The sequence below is a fragment of the Gottfriedia sp. S16(2024) genome (assembly GCF_050473765.1).
Taxonomy (GTDB): Bacteria; Bacillota; Bacilli; order Bacillales; family Bacillaceae_G; genus Gottfriedia.
On sequence record NZ_JBFLUO010000001.1, the window covers coordinates 4,120,335 to 4,136,712 of the forward strand.

The 16,378-nt window shown below is 32.5% G+C and carries 20 protein-coding genes; 6 read left to right on the forward strand and 14 right to left on the reverse strand.

The window, feature by feature from the left end; genetic code table 11:
• Positions 1-8: 8 nt before the first annotated feature.
• Positions 9-161: a hypothetical protein gene (locus AB1282_RS19520; RefSeq protein ID WP_165347078.1), complete on the reverse strand. Its 153-nt coding sequence runs from the start codon at positions 159-161 to the stop codon at positions 9-11.
• Between the two features lie 148 nt (positions 162-309).
• Between AB1282_RS19520 and AB1282_RS19525 the strand changes: the two genes are divergently transcribed.
• On the forward strand, positions 310-819 hold the full coding sequence (locus AB1282_RS19525) for a hypothetical protein (protein WP_056466201.1): 510 nt from the start codon (positions 310-312) through the stop codon (positions 817-819).
• 645 nt (positions 820-1,464) lie between these two features.
• Here the strand turns inward: AB1282_RS19525 and AB1282_RS19530 are convergent.
• The 5 genes from AB1282_RS19530 to AB1282_RS19550 all read right to left on the reverse strand — a co-directional run bounded on the left by AB1282_RS19530 (position 1,465) and on the right by AB1282_RS19550 (position 5,500).
• Positions 1,465-2,082, reverse strand: a complete 618-nt coding sequence (locus AB1282_RS19530; protein ID WP_056466203.1) for a rhomboid family intramembrane serine protease — start codon at positions 2,080-2,082, stop codon at positions 1,465-1,467.
• A 156-nt stretch (positions 2,083-2,238) separates the two neighbouring features.
• Complete coding sequence (locus AB1282_RS19535) at positions 2,239-3,174, reverse strand: serine hydrolase domain-containing protein (RefSeq protein ID WP_390311823.1); 936 nt, start codon at positions 3,172-3,174, stop codon at positions 2,239-2,241.
• A gap of 187 nt (positions 3,175-3,361) precedes the next feature.
• Positions 3,362-3,979, reverse strand: coding sequence for an NUDIX hydrolase (locus tag AB1282_RS19540; RefSeq protein ID WP_056466209.1), 618 nt, complete (start codon positions 3,977-3,979; stop codon positions 3,362-3,364).
• Between the two features lie 299 nt (positions 3,980-4,278).
• Complete coding sequence (locus AB1282_RS19545; protein WP_056466212.1) at positions 4,279-5,043, reverse strand: exodeoxyribonuclease III; 765 nt, start codon at positions 5,041-5,043, stop codon at positions 4,279-4,281.
• 145 nt (positions 5,044-5,188) lie between these two features.
• Positions 5,189-5,500, reverse strand: a complete 312-nt coding sequence (locus AB1282_RS19550; RefSeq protein ID WP_429899979.1) for a hypothetical protein — start codon at positions 5,498-5,500, stop codon at positions 5,189-5,191.
• 287 nt (positions 5,501-5,787) lie between these two features.
• Here AB1282_RS19550 and AB1282_RS19555 point away from each other — a divergent pair, with 287 nt between their 5' ends.
• On the forward strand, positions 5,788-6,525 hold the full coding sequence (locus AB1282_RS19555) for a hypothetical protein (RefSeq protein ID WP_429899981.1): 738 nt from the start codon (positions 5,788-5,790) through the stop codon (positions 6,523-6,525).
• Positions 6,526-6,737: 212 nt separating this feature from the next.
• On the opposite strand, the gene AB1282_RS19560 is transcribed toward AB1282_RS19555, so the two are convergent.
• Positions 6,738-7,364 carry a 3'-5' exonuclease gene (locus AB1282_RS19560; RefSeq protein WP_082459326.1) on the reverse strand — a complete coding sequence of 209 codons (627 nt, stop codon included), beginning with the start codon at positions 7,362-7,364 and terminating at the stop codon, positions 6,738-6,740.
• Positions 7,365-7,525: 161 nt separating this feature from the next.
• Between AB1282_RS19560 and AB1282_RS19565 the strand changes: the two genes are divergently transcribed.
• On the forward strand, positions 7,526-7,933 hold the full coding sequence (locus AB1282_RS19565; protein ID WP_429899983.1) for a CidA/LrgA family protein: 408 nt from the start codon (positions 7,526-7,528) through the stop codon (positions 7,931-7,933).
• Positions 7,920-8,609, forward strand: a complete 690-nt coding sequence (locus AB1282_RS19570) for an LrgB family protein (RefSeq protein ID WP_429899985.1) — start codon at positions 7,920-7,922, stop codon at positions 8,607-8,609. The genes AB1282_RS19565 and AB1282_RS19570 overlap by 14 nt, the downstream gene beginning before the upstream one ends.
• A gap of 129 nt (positions 8,610-8,738) precedes the next feature.
• On the opposite strand, the gene AB1282_RS19575 is transcribed toward AB1282_RS19570, so the two are convergent.
• The 6 genes from AB1282_RS19575 to AB1282_RS19600 form a co-directional block, all read right to left on the reverse strand.
• Complete coding sequence (locus AB1282_RS19575) at positions 8,739-8,978, reverse strand: hypothetical protein (RefSeq protein WP_056466233.1); 240 nt, start codon at positions 8,976-8,978, stop codon at positions 8,739-8,741.
• Between the two features lie 121 nt (positions 8,979-9,099).
• Positions 9,100-9,987 carry a GNAT family N-acetyltransferase gene (locus AB1282_RS19580; RefSeq protein ID WP_429899987.1) on the reverse strand — a complete coding sequence of 296 codons (888 nt, stop codon included), beginning with the start codon at positions 9,985-9,987 and terminating at the stop codon, positions 9,100-9,102.
• Positions 9,988-10,003: 16 nt separating this feature from the next.
• Positions 10,004-11,233, reverse strand: a complete 1,230-nt coding sequence (locus tag AB1282_RS19585) for an MFS transporter (protein WP_429899989.1) — start codon at positions 11,231-11,233, stop codon at positions 10,004-10,006.
• A gap of 233 nt (positions 11,234-11,466) precedes the next feature.
• On the reverse strand, positions 11,467-12,084 hold the full coding sequence (locus AB1282_RS19590) for a TetR/AcrR family transcriptional regulator (RefSeq protein ID WP_056466241.1): 618 nt from the start codon (positions 12,082-12,084) through the stop codon (positions 11,467-11,469).
• 957 nt (positions 12,085-13,041) lie between these two features.
• Positions 13,042-13,446: a VOC family protein gene (locus AB1282_RS19595; RefSeq protein WP_429899991.1), complete on the reverse strand. Its 405-nt coding sequence runs from the start codon at positions 13,444-13,446 to the stop codon at positions 13,042-13,044.
• Positions 13,447-13,645: 199 nt separating this feature from the next.
• Positions 13,646-14,593, reverse strand: a complete 948-nt coding sequence (locus tag AB1282_RS19600) for a helix-turn-helix transcriptional regulator (RefSeq protein ID WP_429899993.1) — start codon at positions 14,591-14,593, stop codon at positions 13,646-13,648.
• 426 nt (positions 14,594-15,019) lie between these two features.
• Here AB1282_RS19600 and AB1282_RS19605 point away from each other — a divergent pair, with 426 nt between their 5' ends.
• On the forward strand, positions 15,020-15,406 hold the full coding sequence (locus tag AB1282_RS19605) for a hypothetical protein (RefSeq protein WP_429899995.1): 387 nt from the start codon (positions 15,020-15,022) through the stop codon (positions 15,404-15,406).
• Between the two features lie 107 nt (positions 15,407-15,513).
• Positions 15,514-15,675 (forward strand): hypothetical protein, encoded by a 162-nt coding sequence (locus AB1282_RS19610; protein WP_172795384.1) that lies wholly within the window; start codon positions 15,514-15,516, stop codon positions 15,673-15,675.
• Positions 15,676-15,809: 134 nt separating this feature from the next.
• Here AB1282_RS19610 and AB1282_RS19615 read toward each other — a convergent pair whose 3' ends face one another.
• Positions 15,810-16,121: an MTH1187 family thiamine-binding protein gene (locus tag AB1282_RS19615; RefSeq protein ID WP_056466252.1), complete on the reverse strand. Its 312-nt coding sequence runs from the start codon at positions 16,119-16,121 to the stop codon at positions 15,810-15,812.
• Positions 16,122-16,378 lie beyond the last annotated feature (257 nt).

Here is a 16,378-nt window from a genome sequence, read left to right on the forward strand (position 1 = left end):
ATAAATTATTATTGAATGCGATTTTTAAATGCTTCTTCTGTCACAATATAATCTTCTTCTCGATCTTCATGTTTACGGTCTTCAGGGGCGACTAGTGATCCTTTTGGATGAGTTGGTTCATGACCTTTTTTCTTATGATTAAAGCTTTTACCTCTTGCCATTATAAAAACCTCCTTAGTTAAATCATCATTAATAATATGAGTATTTCAACTTTAACTTATAGATGGTAGATTATTACAAGGAAGAATTTTATTAAGTTGTTTTTTGATGATATGATAATAAAAAGGACTTAATAAGTTGAGGTAAATGATGAAAAAAGAAATTGCAATCAGTATTTCAAATCAGATTAAAAATTGGATGGTTTCAAATAATTCTTTATTTAATATTGAGGAAATACCAACAACTTTAAATACGTTACAAAATTTTCAACAATGGACAAACGGTAAACCTATTGTTTTTGCCTTTCACTTAAGTAAAGTAGAAGAAGAAAGCTATTATTTACTATTAATCGACTGGCATCGCAATGAAAATTTTTATTTAGTCATATATGTTGAAAATAAATCTACAACCGCTGCAGAAATAAGAGAAATTCGTGAGCAAGATGGTCAATTATTTTTAGTTTGGAAATACAATCCATTAAAACGGGATGGTAAAAACGCTGAACGAAAAGCTTATTTTAAACAAGTATTTGGTTCACTTCAAGTAGAAATACCAATTCCGAGTACTTCTGTTGAAGTTGAACGATTTTTTAATGATCTCTACAAATTATGTAGAAACCGTCAAACAGCTGACCGAATTATCGATCTATATGATTTTTAAATTAAAATTTTGATTTTTGAACTAAAAAATGAGGTTGTCTAATTAGACAACCTTTAAGAAACTTATTCAACTCGGATTTCAGTACTATATAAAGAAAAAGCCCCTGATTTCCAAAATTGATAGATAGAGTCCCTAACTTCCTGTTCCTCTACAACTTGAGAATCCTTTTAAAATTTTCCGTCCAGATACATATAATCTAAATATTGTTCAGTTGTCCCTTCTTTCATATGTAAGATTATATCGTCCACTAGTCATTTAAAACTCTTGTTTCACTAACTCTAATTTTTTCTTTCTTTCATTAATGATGCGAAAAGTATAGATCAAGCTAAATACAATTAATAAGATTACTACTACTGCTATAAAAAAATATAAATTCTTCATCTCTATTCCCTTTGTATTGGCTGATGATTTTGAAGTATTTTTATTAATTATACATATGTGGTTAATCTTTGTAACTTGGTGGAATTTGCACTTTTTATTTTGGAACCCAGACAATCTCAACGTCAAAAAAATGGAAATTAAGTATAACTAACGTTCATTCTCAACCGAAAGATAACCAAAACAACCCTAGTCCAATTTGAACTAGGTTTGTTTTGAAAATATTATATCGTTATAACAAAATTATTTTTTTCTCTTATATGTACTCTAAACATTAACGGAGTTTTGAAACCTAGCACCTTTTTTTAATAAAAGAGGAGTTATCATAAAACCGATAATCATACCTGCCAGGTGACCAGTCAAACTTGTCGACGGGATAATTAACGAAGATAGTAATCCAATTCCTAAAAATGTTATGACAAACTTACGATCATCTGAAAAGAGCATCTTTTTTCTAAATAATGTAATAAACAAATACATTCCTAAAAAAGCATAGCCAACACCTGATGCACCTGTCTCAACTGTATTAGGTGTATAGTTAAAATTAATAATAAGGCCTGTAAGAATAACCGATAATAAATAAAATAGTAAAAATTTAACTGAACCTAACGCTCTTTCTAATGGTCTTCCTAAAATAATCATAAAGGTCATATTCATAAAAAAATGAGCGTAGCTTCCGTGCATAAATGCATAAGTAAAAAGTCTCCATATTTCACCTTGTTTTACTAGTTCGTGCTCATACCCACCTAAATTGATGATATTTTCGATTGTATATCCACCTAAAAATGTCGTAATGATCGCTAATATAGTACATAAACCAACCATAATAGTTGTGATTGGATATTTCCTAATAAACGTTTTGAAGTCTTCTGTCACCAAAAACATCAATCTTCATCCCTTCTTGGAGCTATTATCAAGTTGTTATTTATATTTTCTATTACTTAATTCGACATTTTTCTGTAAATTCCTATTCTCAAATTAAAAAAACATACAAAATTTAGAGAATAGAAATTACAGGATAAAGGTTTGATCTTTTCGGCCCTATTCATTTGTTAATATTAAAGGAAGGTATTTTTGAATGATTTTTAATGGGGTAGAAGTATTAATATATTTTGCACTTGTAAAAACTGCTACTAATTGATTTTTTGGCGAAATAATGATAAATTGCCCTCCATAACCCATGGCAAAATAAATCGTTGAATCAAGTTCCATTAACTCTTTATTTTCAAGCACCCACCAATGGTATGCATATGAACCAACATGCGGATATGTATGGTACTTCGCTTTTGTTGATTTTTCAATCCACTCACTTGAAATAATCTGTCTATTATTCCATTTTCCTTTTTGCATCATTAAAATCCCAAGCTTTAGTAGATCATCTGTCGTTAAACTTAAACCAAATCCACCAATATTTATTCCTTTTGAATCTTCATGCCAAATAAACTCTTTTATTCCTAACGGATCAAATAACATACTTTTTGCGAAAGAAGATAGTTTTTCATTTGTTACCAACTGAATAATTGCACTTAATACTTGTGATGCTCCAGAATCATAAATCATTTTTTCACCTGGATTATTAACCATTTCTTTTTCAAGTACATATTGTATCCAGTCTTTACTATTAATCATTGGAAATGGACGCCCACCCCATTCGCCCCACTCTTGCCAATCATATCCAGGTGTCATTGTTAGCAAATGTTCGATCGTAATTTCTCGTTTTTTCTCTTCGATATTTGGAAAGTATTTAGAAATTGGTACATCTACACTTTCTATAAATCCTTTATCTATTGCAATTCCTATTAACATCGATAAAACACTTTTCGTAACGGAATTAATTTTGAATAATTTTGTTTCGCTTTTTAAATTTTTATAAAAATGATATTTAATTTCTCCATTTTGATAAATAAGGCAAGTAGAAATGCGTTCTTTTGTTAATTCATTTTCGAATTTTACATAATTCATAGAATTTGTTTTCAAATCATTTCTCCTTTAAAATTGATTTATTAATTTCCTTCTATTTTAATCATTAATTCTAAATATGTATATTTTTCATAACTTCAATTCAATTTTATAAACTTAGTACCCTTTAAAACAAAATCGAGCTGCGATCGCAACTCTGAAATGATTTATTTAATATCTTTTATATTTTCTTTTTAATTGATCTTTAATCAAAACATGTTTCTTTTTTAGGATTTTGATAATATTCAAACATTAATTCTAATTGAGCAGCAGTATTTCGATTGAGGGAAAGGTCTGGTAAGTACTCTTGATCAAAGAAACCAATATCACTTGTTTCTGTTCCAGTAGAGGCATTACCCCCAACAATTTCACATTGTATAAATAATTTGTAGTAGTGATATGAATGTGGTGGATGGTCATGCTTTGTCATGTCTAAAACTGCTAGTAGTTTCTTCACTTTAACCTCATAGCCTGATTCTTCATAAATTTCTTTAACTACATTTTCCGAAGCTGATAATCCAACGTCACAAAAACCACCTGGTAAAGACCATTTATTTTCTAGCTTTTCTTTTACTAATAATATTTTGCCATTTTTAAATACGACACCTCTAACATCAAGCTTTGGTGTTGGATACCCCCGTTCATTACGAAACAATCCCTCGATTTCTTCAATTTGTAATTCTGAATAATGATTTAAAATATCAGCACTTATATGTCTTAGTTCTTCATACCTTTCTTTATCAAAAACATCTTTCGTAAAGGTCAATCCTGCTTGAGAAATTGCTTGGATTCTCTGTGCCCATTCTAGCCATTTTATACTAATAGGAATCCACTTCCTTTTCTACTAATAGGTAGTCTTATTAACAATCTATACTTTGTCCTAACTTTAGTTTACGCATAATTGCTTCTCTTTGACTTACTAAATGCCTATATAAAAAAAGAAAGCTCTAAAACCTTAGAGCTTTCAGACTGCCCGCCAAACGTTCGCTTTCTTCGTTGCTTCTACTGTTAAGCGGTGCTCAATACCGCAAAGTGTAACTCCGCTCCTCACCAGGCTTCGCGCCTCGAAAGACAAGCGCTTGCAATCAGTCTGAAAATCAAATTTTTGTACTTTGTCTATATTTAAATGATTGAATCTTCCATCGTTAAAACAACGGGACAATGGTCACTACCCATAATGTGGGAGTGAATTTCTGAATTTATTAGCTCATTTTGAAGTCTATTTGAAATAATAAAATAATCAATACGCCATCCAATATTTCGTTCACGGACTTTTGCCATATAAGACCACCAACTATATGAACCTTCTTTAGTTGGATTTAAAAATCGAAAGCTGTCAGTAAAGCCACTTTCTAATATTGCTGTCATTTTACCACGTTCTTCTTCCGTAAAGCCAGAATTCGTACGATTTGATTTTGGATTTGCCAAATCGATTTCATTATGTGCGACATTTAAGTCCCCGCATAAAATGACAGGTTTTTGTTCATCGAGCTTATTTAAGTAGTTTTTAAAATCATCTTCCCATTTTAATCTTATTGGTAATCTGGCTAAATCTCGCTGAGAATTAGGCGTATAAACATTTACCATATAAAATTTCTCGAATTCTAAGGTTAATACCCTTCCTTCTTGATCTTCTTCTTTACCGTTAAATCCAAAACTTACATTTAAAGGTTTATGTTTCGTAAAAATTGCAGTACCTGAATAACCCTTTCGTACTGCAGAATGCCAAAATTGATAATAACCCGCTAATTCCAACGTTATTTGATCTTCTTGGCACTTCGTTTCTTGTATACAAAATAGATCCGCTTTTTGTTCATTAAAATAATCTAAAAATCCCTTTTGCACACATGCTCTTATTCCGTTTACATTCCAAGATATTAATTTCATACTTTTTTCTCCAATTTAGGTTTAGGTTTCGGTTTTACTAATGACGGCAACTAAAAAAGCAATAACAAATCACAACTTGTCTATCATATTTTTATATTCATCCGATACTGATTTAAAATTATCCATTATATCAAGCAATGCATCTTTAACGGATGTTTTGCTTAGGTAGTAATTTATCGAAGTTGAATTCAATATCTAAATCCTCATTGTCAATCTTGATAAATTCAACAAACGATAATACATCTTCAATACTAAATACTTCCTGATTAGACGATTTATTAATATGATTAATTGTTTCAATTAGTTTACTAATCTCTGCTTTAATCTTCACAACGTCATATGAAAGTAAATCTGTTTCAAGCTTACTGCGTTCGTCTTCTAGTTGTTCAATCTTCCTTGAGATAACCTTCTTGACCTGTTCTGACGATTCAAAAAGTTGTTGGATAAGTGTATCCACATTCGCCTCTATCTCAGTTATTCGAGTTCTCAAATCCTGTTTATTTTTATCTAATCGATTTAACCTGTCCTCTAGTAGACTAATAGAATAACCAATCCATTTGATTAAATCGGTTTTCCTACTATTAAGTATTTTATGCAGTTCTCCTTCACAATACAATACCTTTTATGTAGATCATTCCAATATTGAAACGCGAAGTTTTTTTTTAGAAACCCTACCACTTTTTTATTTGTTATACACTCTAATTATAGTAAATAATACCATAATAATTTTTTGGAGGCATACACATGAAAAAGTTATTTGTTACTTTGCTCTCGTTATCACTTGTGATAACAATTTTCATTCCATTTTTACACAATACAAATAAGCAGGTTTCTGCTGAAGAAAATAACACTTCAATTAAAACGGAAACTCTCCCAGCACAAGAGTTATTTACTGATGAAGAGGCTTTGAAGTCAGTTAATGAAGGATTGGTAAATAAGGTTACTTTTGAAATTGGCAGCGAAGTCATAGTTTCAAAAGAAGAGCCTGGAGTTGAAATTGGGGTTACAGAGATTGGTGACTTACAAATTAATGTTTCAAACGAAGAAGTTTTAAATGATTTAATCGAAAATGGTGCTATCGAACCAGTAGAAGGTGAAAATGTCCTTGGTTATACAGTTGTTATTAAAGAAGACCAAATTGACGCCTATCTCGATCAGGAAGTGGCTCCTATTGTAATTAAACCTATGTGGGGAAATGGGCTTTACGTTAAAAGCAAAGGAACTTCTTACGGTAATGGAGAAATCATACGAATGAGTACTTACAAAGGTAAGAGTAAAGCTACAATGACTATCTCTGAGTCTCGGGATGTTGAAGTTTCTGGAACTGCGGGTTTACCTATCAAAACTATTGCTACTGAATTAGGAATTACATATAAAAAAAGCTATACTATTTCTGACTCTTACGAAATAAACGTACCATCAGGTAAAACTTATCGTATCACTGCTAAAGACTATTTGAAAATATATTCATTTGAAGTCTGAAATGATCCTTGGATTGGGTATGACACAAAAGAATCCAGTGGTAAATATAAGCGACCAGTTGGGATTTCTTTTACCTATTCTAGTATTTAAAAAATAATAAAACTAATTCTGTTCCCAATTAAGGATGGATATAGGGTTAGTTTTATATTATTAAAAATTGTATATTATTTCGTAGAGTGCAGTAATAAAAAAGACAGAAAAGGAATTCAATCCTAATCTGTCTTTATTTTTGTTTTTTTATTGCTTTTCTTCGGTTTCACTAATGATGAACGATAATCAAACTGGTGTATTTGCCCATGATAAATTGAAGTTTTCTCATATAACTCTTCAAATGATGAGATCTCATATTCATTCGTTAAATGAAGAAATATTTTCGCACACGCTTCAGCATCCGCTAATGCATGGTGATGATGGTCTAATAAAACACCGAATTGAGTTGATAAAGTATCTAATGAATATCGGGATTGTTTTGGTAATACCTTCTTTGCAAGCTGCAGTGAACATAGTAAATTATTTAAAGCTGAAGGTATACCATATCTTGATAAATTATCTTTTAATGCATATCCATCAAATGGTAGATTATGTGCTACTAATGTTTTCCCTTCAATTTTATCTTTAATCGTTTCATAAAATTCTGGGAAAAGAGGTGCATCTTGTACATCTCTTGGTCTAATTCCGTGAACAGAAATATTCATCGAATAAAATTCTTCTTCGGGATTAATTAAAGAGTAAACTTGGTCAACAATTACTCCCTCTTCAACAAATACAAAACCGGCAGCACAAATGCTATGTCGATTATAATTTGCCGTTTCAAAATCAAACGCTACAAATGATTTCATATTATATAACTTCCTCTATTTAATGATAAATCTATTATAAGCTTTTTTATAAAAAGATGCATTTTTATAATAACGAGAAAAGTTCACATTTTCGCCATAATTTATTGTACAATAATAAGATTAATAGTCTATTAGTTAGTAAGAATCAAAGGGTGTTGAAAATGAATTTTGTAAAATTGATAGTTCAAATAAGCTTTCTTTACTTATTATTTTTTATTGGAAATATAATTCAGCAACAATTTCATCTGATTATTCCGGGAAGTATTATTGGTATGTCGTTATTATTTTGCTTACTTTTTATACCAGTCTTTAACGAAAAATGGATTCGAAATGGTAGTAATTTTTTAAGTAAACACTTAACGCTTTTGTTTATTCCAGCTACTGTAGGAATAATGAATTATTCTTCCATATTAAATTTTCACGGTTTAATTTCTATTATAATTGTATTAATTAGTACAGCAGTTGTATTTACTATTACTGCAAGCATTAGTTCGTATCTTACTTCGAGAGCCCATAAAAAACAAACAAATGATTTATTAATTGGGAGGGATACGAATGAAGGACATTAAAAGTTTGCTATTTATCCTCTTAACCATTTTATGTTATATTCTTGCAAAAAAAATGTACGCTAAATTCACTTACTCGTTAATGATTCCAATCGTTACCTCTACTACAGTTATTATCATCATTCTTGTAAATCTTCATATTACTTATGAATCGTATATGCTTGGAGGAAAATGGATTAATTTACTTTTAGGCCCTGCTGTTGTTTCTTTTGCCTATCCACTATACGAGCATCGGTCAACATTAAAGAAACATTGTCTTTCAATAATAGTTAGTGTATTTGCAGGAACAGTTGTCGGTCTACTTTCAGGTGTATACTTTTCACTATGGCTCGGATTAAAAAAGATCATCCTGCTTTCTTTGGCAGCAAAATCAGTTACTACTCCTTTAGCAATGGGGATTACTTCAATTATTGGTGGGATTCCTTCTTTAACTGTAGTCTATGTAATGGTTGCTGGTATTTCAGGATCGATGTTTGGCCCTTTTATTCTATCAAAGCTTAAAATAGATCACCCTGTTGCGATTGGAGCTTCATATGGAATCGCATCGCACGGAGTAGGTACAGCCAAAGCATCAGAATATGGTAAAATTGAACAAGCAATAAGTTCAATTGCAATGACGCTTAGTGCGATATTCGCCTCTATTCTTATTCCATTTTTCATAAAATTAATACTAAAATAAGACTTCCCACAAGGTATTATTTTCCTTGTGGGATATTTTTTGATTTTTACAGAAAAGTATTTTTCAAAACAAAAAAGTGTCTCAAAAGTACGATAACTTATGAGACACCTAATTCAATAGTTTTTTAATTTACCAAGGTCTTCCCCAACCCCATGGACGGCCCCAGCCCCACGGACGATGAAACCCCCATGGTCTTCCCCATCCCCACGGACGTCCCCAACCCCATGGTCTTCCCCATCCCCATGGGCCAAATGCTGCTGCACCAAATAAAAACGGAAAAAAGAATGGGAAAAACCTTTCATCCTCTTGTTGCGGTACTCCGGAATATGGATAATATGGTTGCTCAATTTGCTGACGATAATCATACATTCTATATCACCTCCATACTATCTAATGTACGGAGATTAGCTCATTTAGGAGCAAGGTCATGTATATAGGCAAAAGTACAAAATTCTCAAGTGATGAGTACTGTCACTCTTTCCTTCTTATCCTAGATCATTTTGTACATTTCATATTGAGCAATTTTTTCTTTCTTAAAATCTAGTTTTTGCAAGAAACCTTCAAGGCTATTGTTATTTGGTATGGATGTTGAGAAAGATTTTAAATTTAGTTCATTAGCCGCAGATTTTAATAAGGTAGTTGCTATTTTTCGATTACGGTAAACTTTATCAGTGATCAGGATGCTTATTCTACCATTTTCATTCACTGCTAAACCACTTACATTTTCATCGTTAACACTTGCTAGATAATAACTAAAATTAGTTAGTTTTTCTAAATAATCAATGTCATTTTGCCAGTTTATATGAAAATCCCAATTTGTAATTGTTTCTTTGAAAGTATTAAATTCAACTTTATTTACTTCTGTACTAGATTCTAATTGTATTTTTTGTAAACTTGTTAAATCTGATTTAGAAAAATAAGAAAGGTCATAAATCTTTTCATATCCTAGTTTCTTATAAAAATTAATTGCTCGATCATTTCCAACAATTACTTCAAGGAATAGTTGTTTACATCCGTTTTTCTCTGCTTCTTCTTTATGCAGTTCAAATAATTTTTGGCTAACACCTAATCCCCTATAATCTGGACTAATAGCCAAAGTTCCACATCGCATTGTTTTAATTGTTTCATACATTTTAATACCGCCTAAAATCACACCTACCGCTTCATTTTCATAAATTGCCACGAAAGAATGCTCAGGTTTGTTACCTTCTGGACCAAAAAACAAATTGACAAACTGCTCCTTAGAATAATTGAATTTAACGATATAATCTGAAAAACCGATTGAAAATGCTTGATAAGCTAATTCAACGTCTACTTCGCTACATCTGAAATAATTTATTTTTTCAACTTCTATACTTTTTTTCAATTTTGATTCCATAAATTCACGTCCTTTTTTATTTAGAAATGATGAGTTCATTTTCATTTTGTTGATTTTGATCATAGTTAAAAGTAATTTTTTTGTTAAATAGTAAGTAGCTTGTTACACATAAAATCATAATGATTAGACTTCCATGAAACAACCAAACAAGATGTGGCATTGATAAAAATGATAATAATGGTGATGCAGCTACAAAACCAATCGTAAAACCAACCCTATTTAACAAATTTGCGACTCCGAAGATTCTACCTCTTATGGAATTATCGGTTTTTTGAATCATTGTTGAAAAATAAGTACCTGCAGCATTATCAAAAAAGCCTGTAAAAAATGCAAAGAAGAATACTACCCATAAAATGTGATTCGATAAAAATAAAATGAAGCCGATTGATGTTAAAACTGAAGTTCCGTAATACATAAATAGATAATGTTGTTTTAACCAAGAGACCTTCGGAATTAACCAAGTTGAAAGGATTCCGCCAATACCCCAAGTTCCCCAAATGAGCCCTTGATAAAATGTTGCATGTTCCGAGCTAATTTTTTCTGCTAATATTGGTACTCCGACATTATGAGAGCTTGCTGAGAATGTTTGAAATAGAAATATAATGAATACAAATACTAATAGAGGTTTGATAAGCACATACGTTTTTACTTCTTTTAAATCATAAAATAATTGTTTCCATTGATTGTTAACACCTTTTTTAACCGTATTTTCCCATTTATAAAAGATTAGGACATATGCAGATAAGAAATAGGAAAGAGCATCTATTCCAATGATTACTCGAAAATCTACAATGGTTGATAAAAATGCTGAACCTAAAAATCCAATAACCATACTAATTGCAGCAAGTCGCGAAATAAAAGCATTTATTTTTAAAATATTTTCTTCTCCAAATATTTGGGGTAAATCCGCACTAAAACTAACTGAAAAAAAGCTTCCTAATGCGCCAATGATAAATGCTACAATCGCAAACATTAAAGGTGAAGGGAAAATACATAAAAGTAGTATACTCAATCCTCTAGTAAAATCGCTGAATATCATTAGCTTTCTTCGATTATATCGATCTGCAATTACACCAGAAAATAAACTTGTTAAAATCCCTCCACAAACGCGAAGGGCTAAAACCGCTGCCAGCCATGATGTACTTTTCGTCATCGAGTAGATGACCGCATTCATAACAACCAATTCCATCATACTACCTATATCCGAGAACGCCTTTGTATATAAAAAATAGACTTTCTTTCCCATTAAAATCCCTTCATTCTACCAAAATTAAAAACTACACCCCTATTAATACATAGACAAACAAATAATTCTAATTTGGACTGAATTCATCGTAATTCCTCCTTTCCAATTAAAACTGACTATTAAGTTTATTTTATTCTATGATTAGTGTATGTTGTTTGCATTATTTTTAACATAAAAAATTTTCTGAATTTAAATTTTAGGTAGAAAAGTATTTACCCTCTCTACCCAAAATTTTAATTTTCAATGACTATATAAGACATAATCATTTCTTCGGCGGCTTTAAATTGTGCTTTGTAAATTTCATCTTCTTCTACAACTGAATAATGTAAGCAAATTCCATCGATATTAGCCCAAAACAAACTAGAAATAATATCAGGATCGATTGTTTTCTTAAATTCACCAGATTCGATTCCTTGTTTAATAATTTCACTTAAAAATAAACGATATTGATTTTTATACCTTTCGATCATTATGGCTTGTAGATTTTCATGCCTTGCTGAATTAATCCAAAACTCCATATGCACTCTAATCATATTTCGCCATAATTCTGTTAAAGAAATTTCACTATACATTTGAAATAACTCTTTTAACTTATCTTTTGATGAACTAAAGTTTTGAAAACGTTGATTAATTTTTTCAAATGTTTGAACTGTTCTTTCTTGCATTAAAGTTAAATAAAGTTCTTCCTTACTTTTAAAATAATTATAAATTAGGCCTTTACTCGTTTTGGAATATGCAACAATATCATCCATTGTTGTCGTATGATATCCTTTTTCTCCAAAACATTTTAAAGCACTTTCAAGAAGACTCTCCCTTTTGCGTTCTTTGTAATCATCTGAGACTTTTGGCATTGAACACATTCCTTTACTCATTAAATATATTTAAACTGACTGTTTAGTTTAGTTTATCAACTAAACTATGGAATTTCAATAAAACATTCAAAATAATCACACGATTTTTTTAAAATTTATAGGCTCTATTAAAGTAGAGTGTTGATTTTCTTATTCAACAAAATGGCAGTTTAATTGAATAAGGATGAACCGAAATTCTTTGAACAAAAAGGTTAAATTCCCCCAAATTATCTAAGTCGAATGAAGTGTATAATTAACTAAGGAATTATAAAAATGGAGGAATTGTAGTGCGTTGGGTAATAAATATTTTATTTGTTTTATTACTGTGTGGTTATTTTATATTAGATAAGAAAGGTGTCCGACAAAATAAAAAGTTAACCAGAGTCATTTGGATATTAATAGCACATATTTCAATCGCCCTATTGGTGATTAATAATCTAGATTACTAAAACAAATTATATTGAACTTTCAGGTACACCAAAGGCAAATCCTTCATCTACTTCCGAAGGCTCCAAATATTTAACCCAACCTTCATATAGGTATGAAATAAAGTTTGACAAAAATCCCTTTCAAATCCTCATATTAGTCAAAATAAGAGAATCCATTTCGAAAAATGATTGATCAAAATGGATTCTTCTCTAACAAATTTCAATTTCGTTTTTATAAAAAAGTTTGATCATTTTTTTCCAATGTTGTTCAACAATCGGTTTTGGTTGAAGACTCGATTTCAATATAATTTTATTATTATTCGAGCGATACGGCAACGATTTCTGTTTTATGGGGCCATTTTAAACCAGCCGATAATACTTCAAAAGCTTCTTAATGAATCAATGCCATACCAGGAAAAACGATGTTATCACCGGAGAAATGTTATCGGCACATTCGGCTACAATAGTCATTTACTTTACGAATCGTTGCCACTCCCCAAATTGAGGCCACACTCACTTCAACAGTCCGTCAACCCCTACCGCTAAACCGTTTGATCGCTTCCTCGGTCACCGGCTCGAAGAGGTTAACTAGGTTGCCATCGGGATCACGGAACAGCATTGCACGGTTCCCCCACGGCATCGTGGTCGGTTCTTTTACCCACTCGTCGACAAACGGCTTCAAGCGCTCGTATTTTGCATCGACATCGTGGACGCGGAACTCGATGATGACAGTGTGATTATCGGCTGCCACTGCGGAACCAGTGCCGAACAGTGGCACCGTCTGGGTGTGGCCGATCGCCAGGGTACACGAAGGCACAACGAGTTCGGCAAAAACAGGTGCGAGGCGTTCCGCCGAAACCTCCAAGACTTTCTCATAGAACTCGACGAGGCGATCCACGTCGTCAGTAATGATGCGTACAGAAGCAAAATTCATAAGATATCATCCTTCCTAAAATAAATCTGATTTAATCAGTAACTGAACCATTTGGTCCAACGGTCATCCTCCACGCCTGATTGCTGCTCGATTGATCCATAGTGTCCTCCAACCGATGCAAGACAACCTTCGCATTAATCTCTCACTCCTTTACGTTTACTTACTCTGATTATAAGAAAACGCTACTGACAACAGTATGTCAGTAGCGTTTTAACGTTTTTTCGGCTTCCTCACGAATCCGATTTCGGAATGATTCAGGCTCCAATACAATCACACCCGCTCCCCAGCCAAGCACCCATTGAAGCAATTCTTCCAGTTGACGAACACGTAACACCACGTACAATCCATCTTGATGTTCTTCCATATCCTCTATGTAATGATAGTTCGATTCCTTCACCCTATCTGAGATGTCAGGGTTAAATTGAAGGCGAACTTGTAAGTGTCGATCATCCGGAGGGGTATAATCCCTTAAATTAAAATATGCCGGCAGTTCAAATCGTTCTTCCAGATCAATAAGTTTCGTCATTCGGGACAAGCGAAAATGGCGAATGTCTTGACGCAGATCACAGCGGGCCACGAGCATCCACGATCCTTGAATGAGCACCAATCCATAGGGAGCAACGGTGCGAACACTATGGCGATTCCCTTCAAAATCTGCCAGTCTTTTTGCATAATGAAAGCCGATTTTTCGCTCGTTTAATATCGCTCGACGGATCGTTTCTAGATATTTCTTTTCTTTTGACGGCTTGACCTGTTTATCAGAAATGAGCAAACGCATAGACTTGCGTGTACGAGATGCTTCGTTGCGAACGCTCTCCGATAGAATGGCCTCGATTTTACCGCGAGCGGCTTGAGCCCTGACACGATAATCATCATCAAATTGTTGTTCGATAAAGTCTGTTCCAATCAACAAGCTCACGGCTTCTTGTACATTGAAACTGATCGGCGGCAGGAAATAGCCTTCCATCAAGGAATATCCTGTCCCAGGGGCTCCTATGATCGGCACGCCCGCTTCACTCAGCGCCTGTATGTCGCGATAGATGGTCCGTACGCTAGTTTCAAATAGGGTCGCCAAATCTTCGGCCCGTACTATTTCTTTACGTTCTAGCTCCAGCACGATGGCTAACAAACGGTCTGTTTTGTTCATTGGTTGCCCCCTTGAAAGTTTATTACAAAAGTAATAGTATCACATCTTAATGGAGAAGATGATTTAACGAATCTGGATAAAAGAGGTATTTAAATGTCTGTCTCAAATTTATCTTAACCAAGGTACTCATCCTTTTTTTGTTGTTAATTACAACAACGATTGTATCATTATTTATAAAACTCGAATACCAACAATAGTAGGATTTACTAATGCAACTATCCTCCAAATACATAAATAAAAAAGCAGCCAATGGCTGCTTTTAATCTTCAACTATTGCATGCGTTAGTTCAATAACGATCGGCTGCTTCGGCGGTCGTTTTTTTTATTCAACAAAATGGAAGTATAGTTCAATAAGAAAAGGAATATATGAGTGGAAAATTGAATTAATATAGTATTGTTTGAGAGGTAAATTAGGAGGAACATTTTGTGAGAAGATTATTCTTGTCCATTTGTTTATTAGTTATTGTAGTAGTTTTAACATCCTGTCAAAAAAAAGAAGACGGAATGACTTTTGAGTCTATTTATACAGATAAAGAAATAACTAAAATCGTATACGGAAAAAATGGGAACTTTAAAGAATTAACTGACCTTGAGAATATTAATATGTGGGTGAATAATGTCAGGAAGATTAAGTTTATTCGTGACGAAAATCAAGAAGACCGCGCTGTCCTTTTACTATTTGACGACGGATACTCAGTAAAGGCTTATCATAAAGATAAAGAAATTGGAGACTTTAAACTACTAAAATTAAAGGGCGAATACTACAAGAGAAATACTCAATTTAATGAACAAGTAAAAACTTTATGCAAATAGAATTTTGAACTTCCTTATGTAACTAAACGCTAGCGTTAGTTCTATAACAGAATTAGAAGAATAAAGAGTAATTAGAGTATTTACAAGTTGGATTTTTGGAGGTTGCTATGAAAATTAAAAAGAATCCAGTTGAAAACCTCAATGATGCAGTTAACAATTCAATGTCTGGTGACTTAAATGGAATATCAAAAATAGGATGCTTTCCTATGATTATATTAGTGGTTATTCTATTCTTTATATACCTTTTGATAAGATTAACAGGTAATTAATAACCATTTATTCTTTATTTAACTAACGCAGCGTTAGTTAAATAAGAAACTCTAAAGGCTGCCTAAACAGACAACCTATTCATAAAAAAAGTGACTAAAAAGTCGTTAAACTCTAGTCACTTTATAAAGCATAATTAGTTTTGTTCAAGTTTTGCTTGAACAGAAGCTAACTTACCTTCCATTGTGCTTTTCTTGTCTCGACGATCATCAATTCGAATAGTCGTTGCAACTCTTGAAATGCCATTTTCAAATGGTACCTCATGCATTTCTTGTACAACTTTTAATAATAACGGTAATTCGCCTTCAATAATTGTATTCATAGGTGTAAGCTGGAATTTTACTTCGCCATTATACTTTTCTAAAACTTTATGTATATTTGCTACATACGCACTCACACTAGGTGTATCTGTGCCAATTGGTACGATTGAAACGTCAATAATTGCCATTTTTTGTATTCTCCTTTTATATCAATTTGTTACATGTATATCCTAACATGTTTATGATAATAAAGAAAACTCGACGATTGGCGAGCTTTAAGGCGAAGACAGAGGCGTAGTTGCACTTATACTTAATTCCTAAAATTTGCAGGCAACGTCGAGTCCCCTTCATAGCTGCAAATTGATAATTTCTTAATGTGAAATGAAAAATTTAACGATCATTTATCTGCTGGCAAACATTAAACAAAAAATAGCTTTATACATCA